The organism is Streptomyces sp. TSRI0107, assembly GCF_001905845.1.
Classification (GTDB): Bacteria; Actinomycetota; Actinomycetes; order Streptomycetales; family Streptomycetaceae; genus Streptomyces.
Genome location: NZ_LIVZ01000014.1, coordinates 17,772 through 30,196, shown reverse-complemented (window position 1 = coordinate 30,196; position 12,425 = coordinate 17,772). Strand labels below are relative to the sequence as shown.

The 12,425-nt window shown below is 72.5% G+C and carries 12 protein-coding genes; all 12 read right to left on the bottom strand.

The annotated features are described in order from the left end of the window. Positions 1-94 precede the first annotated feature (94 nt). A complete protein-coding gene (locus AMK31_RS32235) occupies positions 95-1,231 on the bottom strand; it encodes a polyprenyl synthetase family protein (RefSeq protein WP_073944263.1) in 1,137 nt (378 codons plus the stop codon). Continuing rightward, on the bottom strand, positions 1,231-2,634 hold the full coding sequence (hpnE, locus tag AMK31_RS32230; protein WP_073944262.1) for a hydroxysqualene dehydroxylase HpnE: 1,404 nt from the start codon (positions 2,632-2,634) through the stop codon (positions 1,231-1,233). Before hpnE ends, AMK31_RS32235 begins: the two co-directional genes overlap by 1 nt. Further along, on the bottom strand, positions 2,631-2,930 hold the full coding sequence (locus AMK31_RS42465) for a DUF6380 family protein (protein WP_385312919.1): 300 nt from the start codon (positions 2,928-2,930) through the stop codon (positions 2,631-2,633). The genes hpnE and AMK31_RS42465 overlap by 4 nt, the downstream gene beginning before the upstream one ends. After that, positions 2,930-3,892 (bottom strand): presqualene diphosphate synthase HpnD, encoded by a 963-nt coding sequence (hpnD, locus tag AMK31_RS32225; RefSeq protein WP_073944261.1) that lies wholly within the window; start codon positions 3,890-3,892, stop codon positions 2,930-2,932. The genes AMK31_RS42465 and hpnD overlap by 1 nt, the downstream gene beginning before the upstream one ends. Further along, entirely contained in the window at positions 3,889-4,821 is a 933-nt protein-coding gene (gene hpnC, locus AMK31_RS32220; protein WP_385312917.1) for a squalene synthase HpnC, read from the bottom strand. Before hpnC ends, hpnD begins: the two co-directional genes overlap by 4 nt. Positions 4,822-5,150: 329 nt before the next feature. Next, entirely contained in the window at positions 5,151-5,927 is a 777-nt protein-coding gene (locus AMK31_RS32215) for an ABC transporter ATP-binding protein (RefSeq protein ID WP_073944259.1), read from the bottom strand. Further along, complete coding sequence (locus tag AMK31_RS32210) at positions 5,920-6,849, bottom strand: ABC transporter permease (RefSeq protein ID WP_073944258.1); 930 nt, start codon at positions 6,847-6,849, stop codon at positions 5,920-5,922. The genes AMK31_RS32215 and AMK31_RS32210 overlap by 8 nt, the downstream gene beginning before the upstream one ends. Before the next feature lie 97 nt (positions 6,850-6,946). Next, the gene (locus AMK31_RS32205; protein ID WP_073944257.1) at positions 6,947-7,819 is read right to left on the bottom strand and encodes a glycosyltransferase family 2 protein; all 873 of its coding nucleotides are present in this window, start codon (positions 7,817-7,819) and stop codon (positions 6,947-6,949) included. A gap of 17 nt (positions 7,820-7,836) precedes the next feature. Further along, positions 7,837-8,616, bottom strand: a complete 780-nt coding sequence (locus tag AMK31_RS32200) for a CDP-alcohol phosphatidyltransferase family protein (protein WP_073944485.1) — start codon at positions 8,614-8,616, stop codon at positions 7,837-7,839. After that, complete coding sequence (locus AMK31_RS32195; protein ID WP_073944256.1) at positions 8,594-9,655, bottom strand: iron-containing alcohol dehydrogenase family protein; 1,062 nt, start codon at positions 9,653-9,655, stop codon at positions 8,594-8,596. The genes AMK31_RS32200 and AMK31_RS32195 overlap by 23 nt, the downstream gene beginning before the upstream one ends. Then, positions 9,643-10,395, bottom strand: a complete 753-nt coding sequence (locus tag AMK31_RS32190; protein WP_073944255.1) for a phosphocholine cytidylyltransferase family protein — start codon at positions 10,393-10,395, stop codon at positions 9,643-9,645. The genes AMK31_RS32195 and AMK31_RS32190 overlap by 13 nt, the downstream gene beginning before the upstream one ends. Then, entirely contained in the window at positions 10,392-12,206 is a 1,815-nt protein-coding gene (locus AMK31_RS32185) for a DUF5941 domain-containing protein (protein WP_073944254.1), read from the bottom strand. The genes AMK31_RS32190 and AMK31_RS32185 overlap by 4 nt, the downstream gene beginning before the upstream one ends. Positions 12,207-12,425: the final 219 nt, after the last annotated feature.

Genomic DNA, 12,425 nt, shown 5'->3' with positions numbered 1-12,425 from the left:
GGTGACGCTGTCTGCTGTGGGTCCGCCGTCGGCCGGTGCGCTTCCCTTCGCACACCGGCCGGCGACTACGCGAGGGCTATTCGACCGATAGTGATCATCTCTTTCGTACGACGACGAAGTCGGCGAGCGCCGAGAACTGGGCCCGCACCCGGTCGGGCATGTCCACGGCGTCGAGGGCTTCGATGGCGATGGCGTGCTGACGGCGCGCTTCCTCGGCCGTCCACTCACGGCCGCCCGCCTCCTCGATGAGGGCGGCACGCGCCGCGAACTCCTCCTCGGAGAAGTTCGCGAAGTCACTGCTCACGGCGTCGGCGGCGAGGATCTCGCCCAGCCGCTCGGAGGCGCTGCCGCCCGCGGCGAGCGCGGCCACCACCGGCAGTGACTTCTTGCGCTGACGCAGGTCGCTCCAGGTCTGCTTGCCGGTGGCGTCCGGGTCGCCCCAGATGCCGAGCAGGTCGTCCACGGCCTGGAAGGCGAGGCCGAGGTGGTAGCCGTACTTCTCCAGGGTGTCGGCGGTACGGTCGTCCGCGCCGCCGAGCACCGCGCCGATGGAGCAGGCGCAGGCGAGCAGGGCGCCGGTCTTGTTGCCCTCCATCTCCAGGCACTCCTCGACGGTGACGCGGTCGCGGAGCTCGTAGGAGATGTCCTGGGCCTGGCCGTCGATCAGGGCGCGGGACGCGGTGGTCAGCCGGCGGGTGGCGCGGCCCGCCTCGACGGTGCCGAGTTCCAGCAGCAGCTCGTTGGCGAGCGCGAACAGGGCGTCGCCGACCAGGATGGCCTGGGCGGGGCCGTGCACCTTCCAGACGGTGTCGCGGTGCCGGCGCTGTTCGTCGCCGTCCATCAGGTCGTCGTGCAGCAGCGAGAAGTTGTGGACCAGTTCGACGGCGACGGCGCCGGGAACGCCGGTCTCCGGGGCGGCGCCGGTGACCTCGGCGGACAGCACCGCGAGCGCGGGGCGCACGGCCTTGCCGCCGTCCCCGTCGGCGGGCTTGCCGTCGGCGTCGATCCAGCCGAAGTGGTAGGCGGCGACCATGTCCATGGGAGGGGCCAGGCGGTCGATGGCCGCCCGCAGTACCGGTGTGGCCAGGGTCCGACCGCGCTCCAGGAGCGCGGTCACGTCCACCGCGGTCTCTCGAGCGGCCTTCGAGGCCGGGGGCACAGTGGGCACAGTCTCTCCTCTTGTTGCGGTACCGGGGGTGCGGGGACCTGCCGCGCCGCGCAGCCGTTGCATCAGGCCGCCTCCTCGACGTCGAAGAGGTGGCGGGGGCGGGGCCGGCCCAGGGCACGCAGCGCGGCGTCCGCCGCGCCGATGCCGCTGCGGACCGCACTCTCCATGGTCGCGGGCCACCCGGTGGCGGTCCACGCTCCGGCCAGGTACAGGCCGGGGGCCTTGGTGCGGGCGCCGGGCCGCAGCCGGCCGACGCCGGGGGTGGGAGCGAAGGTCGCGGTGCGCTCCCGGGTCACGAAGAAGTCCAGCACTTCGGCGCCCCGGGTGCGGGGCAGCAGCCGCTCCAGCTCCGGCAGGTACCGCTCGCGCAGTACGGACACCGGGGCGTCGATCTCGTCCTGTGCGGCCGACTGCGACACGGCGAGGTACTGGCCGCCGCCGGTGAGCCCGGAGGCCTCGGTGCGGTCGAACACCCACTGCACCGGGGTGCCGAGGGCGGTGAGGAAGGGGGTGCCGAGGACCTTGCGGTCGTAGACGACGTGGACGTTGAGGATCGGAGCCGTGCCGATTTCGAGCAGTCGTTCGGGCGCGTCGAGGGCGCCGTCCGGCAGCAGGGCGTGTGCCTCGCGCTGCGGTACGGCGAGCACGACCGCGTCCGTCTCGATGGTCTCGCCGGGAACCTGAACGCTCCAACGCCCGTTTCCGTACCGGGAGATGGAGGTGACTCGGGTACGGACTCCGGTGCGGACGCCCGCGGAGTCGAGCGCCCTGCGAGCCAGCCGGTCGTGCAGTTCGCCCAGCGGGACGCGCGCCCAGCCGATGTCGGCCGCACCCGGGTCGGAGAGCAGACCGGTCTTGAACACCATCGCGGCGAGCCCCAGGGAGCTGTCGCCCGCGACCGCGTTGAGGGTGGCGACCCCGACCAGGTCCCACAGGGCCTCGACGGCACGCGCCGACTGACCGTGCGCGGTCAACCAGCTGCCGAAGTCCTGCGCGTCCAGGGCCGGATCGGCGAGATCGAGCCCCTTCAGCGCGAGCGCGGCCCGGCCGACCGCGGCGCGCTCGGCGAGCGAGAGATGCGGGTACGTCGCGAGGCTGCGCCCCAGGTGCAGCGGGACGGGCAGCGCGTCGCGCCGCAGCCTGCCGAGCCGTCGGCCCTCCGGCTTGGCCAGGTCGAGGACGGGCACGTCGAGACGGTCCTGCAGCGGGGCCAGCGCGGCCGCGTCGATCCGGTCCAGGAACCAGCGGTAGGCGGTGCAGCAGCGCAGATAGACGTGCTGTCCGTTGTCGACGGTCAGCTCACCGCGCCGGAACGAGAAGGCGAGGCCGCCGAGGCGGGGCCGGCCTTCGAGCAGCGTGACGCGCACGCCCGCGTCGGCGAGCGCGAGCGCGGCGGTGACGCCGGCGAGCCCGCCGCCGACGACCACGGCGTCCCGCCCGCGCCCGTTCCTCGTGCCGTCGGTCATCGTGCACCCTCCCCTGCGCGTCCACCACGCCGAAGGAACCGTCCGGACCGGACCGCTGCCGTCTGTGACGCACCCGCTCGCCGGAGGGTTGCGCGCCGCTTTCCGTACGGGCGGTCACCGGCGCCTTCCCGGAGGACACCGCCGCGCGGGCCGTCGGGACGGCCGCCGGGGCCGGCGGCGGTCACGCGCGTGTGCGTGCCGCCGCGGCGACTGCCGCCGACGGCATCGCCGTGCTCCCCGTCGGCGGCTCCGTCCGGGTCCGTCCCCGTGCTCGCCCCCAGCCCGAAGTGCCCCATCAGACGCGCCTCCGCAGGGTGCGCCGGCTGACGTGGCGGGTGACGTGGCGGGTGTCCAGGCCGGACAGGCCGCGCACGGCGACGTAGGCCTTCTCGCGGCCGGGCAGCGAGACGCGGCCGCGCAGGACGGCCTGGGGGTCGCGCTCGATGCGGTCCAGGAGGCGGCGGTAGATGCCCGCCATGGCGGCGACGCACGCGCCGCTGCGCCGGTCGAGCATGGGCAGCAGCTGGTAGCCCTCGGCGAACAGGGCGCGGGCCCGGCGGACCTCGAAGTGCACGAGGCCCGCGAAGTCGGAGCCCTCCGGCGGGGTCGGTCCGGCGAACCCGGCCGAGCAGCCGAACTTGGCGAGGTCGTCGCCGGGCAGGTAGGTGCGCCCGCCCTCGGCGTCCTCGCGGACGTCGCGCAGGATGTTGGTGAGCTGGAGCGCGAGCCCGAGCGTGTCGGCGTACTCGGGGGCGCGCTCGGCGCCCCGCGCGCCCGGTTCGGTGCCGAACACGCCGAGGGAGAGGCGCCCGATGGCGCCCGCCACGCAGCGGCAGTAGGCCTTGAGGTCGTCCCAGGTCTCGTAGGTCTCCCCGCGGACGTCCATCAGCACGCCGTCGATCAGCTCGTCCAGGCCGCCGAGCGGGATCGGGAAGGTCCGGGCCGCGTGCGCGAGCGCTACGCCGACCGGGTCGGTGTCGTCCTCGTCGACGCCGTCCTCGCGGATCCGGGTGAGCAGCGCCCGGGTCTCTTCCAGCCTGGCGTTCTTCACCTCGCCGGTGAGCGCGCCGTCGCCGATGTCGTCGACGCGCCGGGAGAACGCGTACAGCGCCGACATGGCGCGCCGCTTGGGCGCCGGCAGCAGCCGGATGCCGTAGGCGAAGTTACGGGCCTGCTGCCCGGTGACGGCCTCGCAGTAGCGGTAGGCGGCGAGTACCGGTGCCGACACGTGTGGATCGGGCTCCACGGTCCGGATCACCCCTCTCCTCGCAGAGTCACGCCCACCTCGCGCAGCAACCGGAGCTTGCCGGGCTTGGGCGGGCCGGGAAGTACGTCGTAGTCGGCGGCGACGATCGCGTCGACGGCCGCCCTTCCCCCCGCCACGAACCCCGCGAGCAGCAGCCTGAGCCTGCCGTGCACGCTACCCACGAGGGGGGCGCCTTCATTCAGCAGATCGCGGGCGCGTTGTGCTTCGAACGCGACCAGCGCGCGCACCGACGCGCCTGCCGAGGGGGCCGCGAGATCCGCCTCCTGGACGTGGAAGCGCTTCATGTCCGCGACGGGCAGGTAGATCCGGTCGCGGCCGAGGTCCTCGGCGACGTCCTGGAGGTGTTCGACGATCTGCAGGGCCGTGCAGATCGCGTCGGAGCGGCGGATCCGCTCGGGGGTGGCGGTGCCGGTGACGGCGAGCACGAGCCGGCCGACGGGATTGGCGGACAGCTCGCAGTAGGCGAGCAGGTCGTCGTAGGTCTCGTACCGGCTGACCAGCTGGTCCTGGCGGTTCGCGGCGATCAGCCCGAGGAACGGCTCGGGGGTGAGCGAGCGGCGGCGGACCGTCGGCCGGAGGCGGCGCAGCAGGGGGTGCCGGGGCTCGCCGTCGAAGACCCGGCGCAGATCGGCCTCGAAGGCGTCCAGCACGGTCAGCCGGTCCTCGGCCCGCTCCGGGGGGACGCCCAGCAGCCGGGCGTCGGCGCCACCGGGGGCGAGGTCGCCGTCGCCGATGTCGTCGACGAGGCGGGCGAAGCCGTAGACCGCCATGAGGTCGGTCCGCCAGGCCCGGGGCAGGAAGAAGGGGGCCACGGGGAAGTTCTCGGCCGCGGCCTTGTCGAGGGTGGCGCGCTCCGGATCGGCCGGGAGCGCCGTGCCGGTTCGCGTCACCGTGTGCTGCCTCGGGCGGGGACGGCACATGCTGCGGCGAGGTGGGGAGTTTCCGTAGCCATTGCCGTCACATCTCCCGTTCTACACTGCGGAGCCAATACACACTATTTCGGACACGCCGCCCGGTGTTCGCACGGCCTCCCTCACGGAGGGTGTCGCGCATTATCGCCCCACTTGCATCGATTCGGGACCGGTACAGCTTACGTTGTACAACCCTGGACGGTCCTCGCGGGTGTCCCCGGCATCACAAGAACGCACCGATTGACGCCAAGAATCCTACGACGGGCGGGAGTTGGCGTCCGTCTCGCAGGCGCGGGGCCCCGCCGGAGGAGTTCCGGCGGGGCCCCGGGCGCGTCGGGTCACTTGCCCGTGAACTTCTCGTACTCCTTCAGGACCTCGTCGGTCGGGCCGTCCATGCGCAGCTCGCCGCGTTCCAGCCACAGCACGCGGTTGCAGGTGTCGCGGATCGACTTGTTGTTGTGGCTGACCAGGAACACGGTGCCGGCCTCCTTGCGCAGCTCCCGGATGCGCTCCTCGGAGCGCTTCTGGAACTTGCGGTCGCCGGTGGCCAGCGCCTCGTCGATCATGAGGACGTCGTGGTCCTTGGCGGCGGCGATGGAGAAGCGGAGGCGGGCGGCCATGCCGGAGGAGTAGGTGCGCATCGGCAGGGTGATGAAGTCGCCCTTCTCGTTGATGCCGGAGAAGTCGACGATGTCCTGGTAGCGGGCCTTGATCTCCTCGCGGGACATGCCCATGGCGAGACCGCCCAATATGACGTTGCGCTCGCCGGTGAGGTCGTTCATCAGGGCGGCGTTCACGCCGAGCAGCGAGGGCTGGCCGTCGGTGTAGACCTTGCCCTTCTCGGCGGGCAGCAGACCGGCGATGGCCCGCAGCAGGGTGGACTTGCCGGAGCCGTTGGAGCCGATCAGGCCGATGGCCTCGCCCCGGTAGGCGACGAAGGACACGCCGCGCACGGCGTGCACCTTGCGCACGCCCCGGGCCGCGTCGTCGGAGCCCCGCCTGAGGATGCGGCTCAGCGCGGCGGTGGCGCTGCCCTTGCCGCCCTTGGCGCCGTTGACGCGGTAGACGATGTGCAGATCGTCGGCGATGACGGTGGGAACGCGTGCCTCAGCCACGGCCGTACCTCTCCTCCGCCTTCCAGAAGTACACGAAGCCGCCCACGGCGGTCAGCAGCGCCCAGCCGAGCGCGACCGCCCAGACGTGCGGGGGCAGGTTCTCGGAGCCGTAGCCGTCGATCAGCGCGAAGCGCATCAGGTCCATGTAGATGGCGGCGGGGTTCCACTGGAGCACGTCGGCGATCCAGGCCGGCTTGTCCTCCAGCATGATCGGGATGGAGAACATCACGCCCGAGGCGTACATCCAGGTCCGCATGACGAACGGCATCAGCTGGGCCAGGTCCGGGGTCTTCGCTCCCATCCGCGCCACCACCAGGGCGAGGCCGGTGTTGAACAGGAACTGCAGGGCGAGGACCGGGAGGATCAGCACCCAGGACAGGTCCGGGTAGCTGCCGAAGGCGCAGGCCACCGCGAACAGCACGATCATCGAGAACAGCAGCTGCTGGAGCTGCTGGAGCGCGAACGACACCGGCAGCGAGGCACGCGGGAAGTGCAGGGCGCGCACCAGGCCGAGGTTGCCGGAGATCGCGCGGACGCCGGCCATCACCGAGGACTGGGTGAAGGTGAAGACGAAGACGCCGGTGACCAGGAACGGGATGTACACGTCCCTGGACATGCCGCGGCCCGCGTTCAGGATCAGCCCGAAGATCAGGTAGTAGACGAGCGCGTTGAGCAGCGGGGTGGCGACCTGCCACAGCTGGCCGAGCTTCGCCTGGCTGTACTGGGCGGTCAGCTTGGCCTGGGAGAAGGCGATGATGAAGTGACGCCGTCCCCAGAGCCGGCGGACGTACTCGACGAGCGAGGGCCGGGCGCCGCTCACGGACAGGCCGTACTTGGCGGCGAGCTCGGCCGCCGTCAGATGCCCGTCGGGCGAGGGTGGCTCGGTCACGGCGACTCCGCCGTCGTGCGTTGTCTCACTCACTAGTGGAAACTTTCGTCTTCGAAGATGCGCAGCCGGTGCGGGCTCGGCGGGAGCCCGGGCCGAGGGTGGTGACCCGGCCCGTGCAGGGACGAGCTTGTCAGATCACCGGGGGCCGGCCCAGCCGGGTCAGCCGCCACACCGTACGCCACTTCATGGGCCGGCGGGGACCGCACGGCGTCGACCAGCCTTCCCGGAATCCCCCGAGCCACGCCTTCAGCGCCGGCCGCGAGGGGCGGCGCGCCAGGGTGAGCAGCAGCCAGACGCCCAGGTACACGGGGACCAGCAGGCCGGGCAGGTTGCGGCGGGCGAGCCAGACCCGGTTGCGGGCCACCATCCGGTGGTAGACGGCGTGCCGGGACGGCGCGGTCGTCGGGTGGTACAGCACCATGTCCGACCGGTAGTCGATCATCCAGCCCGCGTCGAGGGCCCGCCAGGCCAGGTCGGTCTCCTCGTGCGCGTAGAAGAACTCGTCCGGCAGCCCGCCGACCTGGGCGAACACCTTCGTGCGGACGGCGTTGGCGCCGCCGAGGAAGGTCGTCACCCGGGAGGAGCGCATCGGGTCCGAGGCCCGCAGCCGGGGGACGTGGCGGCGCTGGGTGACGCCGGTCTCGGGGTCGGCGATGCGGAAGCTGATGATGCCGAGCCGGTCGTCGGCGGCGAAGGCCTCCCGGCACAGCTGGGCGGTGTCGGTGCGGGCGAGCAGCCCGTCGTCGTCGAGGAAGAGCAGGACGTCGACGTCGCGGCCGCCGGGCCCGAAGGCCTCGATGCCGACGTTGCGGCCGCCGGGGATGCCCAGGTTCTCGGGCAGCTCGATGGTGCGCACGCCCTCGGGGACGTCCGGCACGGGCGAACCGTTGCCGACCACCACGACCTCGACCGGGTCGCCGTCCTGGCCCGCTACCGACTCCAGGAGGGCGCGCAGCTCCTCGGGGCGGTTGCCCATGGTGATGACGACGGCGCCGACCTTCATTGACGTAGCCACGGCACTCACCTGAGCCTGCTCGACGCGAGGATGGACACGAGGTGCAGCACGGTCTGCAGCAGCGCGATCCCGGCGAGCACGGCGGTGCCGAGCCGGGTGAAGAAGAGGTCGCCGTGGACCTGGTCGGCGACGGCGAGGACCAGGATCAGCAGGGACGCCTCGATGCCGAGGATCAGCCGGTGGAACTTCAGCGCGGCGGCGGCCCGGCGGGCCAGCGCCATGCCGGAGGAGCGCGGCTCGGCCGCGGACTCCTGCACCGGGGGCTTGCCCGCCTGGTGGCGGGCGACGCCGACCAGGTCGGTCTCGGCCTTGATCAGGATGGCGCCGAGCGCGGCCAGGGTGCCGAGGAAGGCCCACAGCCAGTCGACGCGGCCCTCGCCCCACAGGTCGGCGGCGCGCAGGCCGAGGCCGACGAGGACGGCGGCGTCGGTGAGGTAGGCGCCGACGCGGTCGAGGTAGACCCCGCCGAGCGAGTACTGCTTCTTCCAGCGGGCGATCTCACCGTCGACGCAGTCGAGCAGCAGATACAGCTGGACCATGATCACGCCGAGTACGGCGCCCGGGATCCCCGGCACCAGGAGCGCCGGGGCCGCGAGCACACCGCAGACGGTCATCAGGTACGTGAGCTGGTTGGGCGTGACCCTGGTGTTCACCAGGTAGCGGTCGACCCGCAGGGACACCTCACGCATGTAGAGGCGTCCCATCCAGTGCTCACCGCTGCGCCGGTCCTTCACCCCCGGGGGGTGGACGACCGGCCGGAGTTCAGCTACCGATGGCCTTGACATAGTCGGCGTAGATGTCCTTGATCTGGTCGGTTTTCAGGTCGAGGTGTTCGAGGATCGTGTAGCGGCCGGGCCGGGTCTCGGGGGCGAACTCCACGACCTTGACGAACTCGTCGGTGGTGAAGCCGATCTCCTCGGGCAGCACCGGCAGCCCGTGCCGACGCAGCACCTCGGCCATGTACGCCGACTCCTCGTGCGCCCCCCGCAGGTACATCGCGAAGGCCGCGCCCAGCCCGCACTGCTCGCCGTGGGCGGCGGCCCGCCTGGGGAAGAGCAGGTCGAAGGCGTGGTTGATCTCGTGGCAGGCGCCGGAGGACGGGCGGGAGTCGCCCGACACGGACATGGCGATGCCGCTGAGCACCAGCGCCTCGGCGAGCACCTGGAGGAACTCGTTGTCCCCGATGCCGCCGGGGTGCCGCAGCACGGCCTCACCGGCCTGGCGGGCCATGGCGGCGGCGAGTCCGTCGATCTTCTCGCCCTTGACCCGGTGGGCCAGCTCCCAGTCGGCGATGGCGGAGACGTTGGAGACGGCGTCGCCGATGCCGGCCCGGACGTAGCGGACCGGGGCCTCGCGGATGATGTCCAGGTCGATGACGACGGCGATCGGGTTGGGCACGCCGTAGGAGCCGCGCCCGGCGTCGTTGTCGAGGGTGGCGACCGGTGAGCACAGGCCGTCGTGGGCGAGGTTCGTCGGTACGGCGACCAGGGGGAGGCCGACGCGGGCCGCGGCGAACTTGGCGCAGTCGATGATCTTGCCGCCGCCGAGGCCGACGACCGCGTCGTAGTGGCCGGCCTTTATGTCGGCTGCCAGCCGCACCGCGTCGTCCAGGGTGCCGCCGCCGACCTCGTACCAGGTGGCGCCGGGCAGCTGCGGGGCGACCCGCTCGCGCAGCTTCGCGCCGGAGCCGCCGCTGACGGCCACGGCGAGGCGGCCCGAGTGCGAGATGCGCTCGTCGGCGAGGACACAGGCCAGGTCGTCGATGGCACCCGGACGGATGTCGACGACGAGCGGCGAGGGGATGAGACGGGTCAGTACCGGCACGCGATCTCCCGTCCGCGGGCGAGATCGTCGTGGTTGTCGATCTCGACCCAGTCGACCTCGCCGATCGGCGCGACGTCGATGCGGAAGCCGCGGTTGACCAGTTCCTGGTAGCCGTGCTCGTAGAACTGCTGGGGGTCGGTCTCCCAGACGGTCTTCAGCGCGTCCGCGAGCTCCGCGGCGGCGTCGCCCTCGATGAGGGTGACACCGATGTACTCACCGGTGGCCTCGGCCGGGTCCATCAGCTTGGTGATCTTCGTCATGCCCTTCTCGGGGTCGACGACGACCTTCATCTCCTCGTCGGCCAGGTCCTTCACCGTGTCCAGCGCGAGGATGATCCTCTTGCCCTCGCCGCGGGCGGCGAGCAGGGTCTTCTCGACGGAGACCGGGTGGACGGTGTCGCCGTTGGCGAGGATCACGCCGTCCTTGAGGGCGTCACGGCCGCACCACAGGGAGTAGGCGTTGTTCCACTCCTCGGCCTTGTCGTTGTCGATGAGGGTGAGCTCGAGGCCGTACTTCGCCTCCAGCGCCGCCTTGCGCTCGTACACGGCCTCCTTGCGGTAGCCGACGATGATCGCGGCCTCGGTGAGGCCGACCTCGGCGAAGTTGGCGAGGGTGAGGTCGAGAACCGTCGGTTCGCCCTCTATGCCCGCGGGCCCCACCGGCACCAGCGCCTTGGGCAGGCTGTCGGTGTAGGGGCGCAGACGCCGTCCGGCGCCGGCCGCCAGCACGAGGCCGATCATGCGGGTTCTCCTTCGTCGTGTACGGCGGGCGCCCCTGCGGACACCCAGAAGCGGATGCTCTCGACGAGCACCAGCAGGGCGACGGCCACGGCGAGGGCCGTGAGCGCGACCTTGAACTGCGCGGCGGTGAGCAGCGCGGCCAGGACGGTGACGAGCAGCGTGCGTCCCTCGTGCCCCCCGATGGTCCGGGTGAGCCAGACCGGGGGCGCACCGGCGTTGCCGCGGATGCGGTACACCGTGTCGTAGTGATGGTAGGCGACGGCCGCCACCAGCCCGAAAGCCGCCGGAAGCACTCCGTTCACCCCCGCGCCGGCCGCGAGCGCGAGGACGGTGCAGTACTCGGCGGCGCGGAAGAACGGCGGGACGAGCCAGTCGAGGGCGCCCTTGAGGGGGCGGGCGACGGCGAGGCCCGAGGTCAGGGCGTAGCCGGCGGCGGCGACGACCGGCCACGGGCTGCCGAACTCGGTGAACAGGGCGGTGGCGACGACGGCGGCTCCGCCGAGCAGGGCGATCGCCGGGACGGCGAAGCCGGGCAGGCGGCGGGCGGGCTTCCGCGAGGCCTTCGCGACGCCCTGCGCGAGGGCGCCGGAGTCGGCGAGGTCGGCGAGCGCCGCCGCGGCCCGGTCGGTGCGCCGGGCCTTGCGGGTCAGGGAGCGCAGGACGCGGCCCGCCGTGGTGTAGGAGGCAGCGAAGGCGCAGCCGACGAGCAGCGCGTAGAAGGTGATGCGGGGGGTGGTGACGGCCGTGAGGACTGCGATCATCGCCCAGCGCTCGCCGATCGGCAGGACGATCATGCGGCGCACCCAGACCGTCCAGCCGACGCTGTCGAGCTTGTCGGAGAGGGCGGCGGTGGGGCTGGTGTTGGCGGTGGCGTCGTGGTTGGCCTCGTTGAAGGAGAAGTCCACGACGTGCCGGCAGGTCTGGAGGATCATCGCGCCGAGGGCGAGAGCCCAGACGTCGTCGCCGCCGCGGGCGGCGCCGAGGGCGAGGCCCGCGTAGTAGGCGTACTCCTTGGCGCGGTCGAAGGTGGCGTCGAGCCAGGCGCCGAGGGTGGAGTACTGCAGCGAGTAGCGGGCGAGCTGGCCGTCGGTGCAGTCCAGCACGAAGGAGGCGATCAGCAGGACGCCGGCCGCGACGAAACCGCCGCGGGTGCCGGTGGCCGCGCAGGCCGCCGCGATCAGCGCGGTGATCAGGGAGGCCGTGGTGACCTGGTTCGGGGTGAGGCCGCGGCGGGCGCACCAGCGGGCGATGTAGCGGGAGTACGGGCTGATGAAGAAGGTGGTGAAGAACCCGTCGCGGGACTTCACGGCCGACTTCAGGCGGATCGCCTCGTCGTCGACGGAGGCCACGGCCTGACGGGCCTCGTTGCGGGCCTGCGGGTCGCCGGGGACGGTGGCGACCAGGCTGCCCAGCTCGGGGCGGTGCACGTCGGCGCCGTCGGCGTCGAGGGCGGTGACCACGCGGTCGGCGAGGCTGTCGACGACGACGGTGCCGCCGGTGCCGCCGCCGGCGGAGTTCTCGCGGGCCATCGCCCGGGTCAGGGCCTGCCGGCCGGCCGGCTGGGCGGTGACGGCGCCGGGGACGGCCGCCAGCGGGAAGCGGGGGTCGGTCAGGCCGAGGCGCAGGGCGTGCAGATGGCCGACGAAACGAGCGTCGACGACCGCGACGCGCTGGTCGCCGGGCACCTGGGCCAGCAGCGTCTCGGCGTCGGCGGTGTCGGCGGCGGTGCGCACCTCGAAGCCGAGGGACCGCAGATCGCCCTCGATCGACGATCCGGGGACCGGCTGACCGGTGAGGATGGCGGTCGACAACCGAACTCACTCCTAGCGTGCCGACGCGCGGGGCGCCGGGCCTGAACATGTGGGGGCGCCCCTTGGCTGCACCATCGGCTGCGCCATGCGGGCGGCATGTCGGCAGAGGCTATCGGATGATCGGAGGCCCGTGTTCACCGCCCGTTCACGGCCCGGACGCCCCATACTGCAAGCCACTCCGCCGTGATCATCATGGGGGGTGCGGGGGGCGCGGGACAA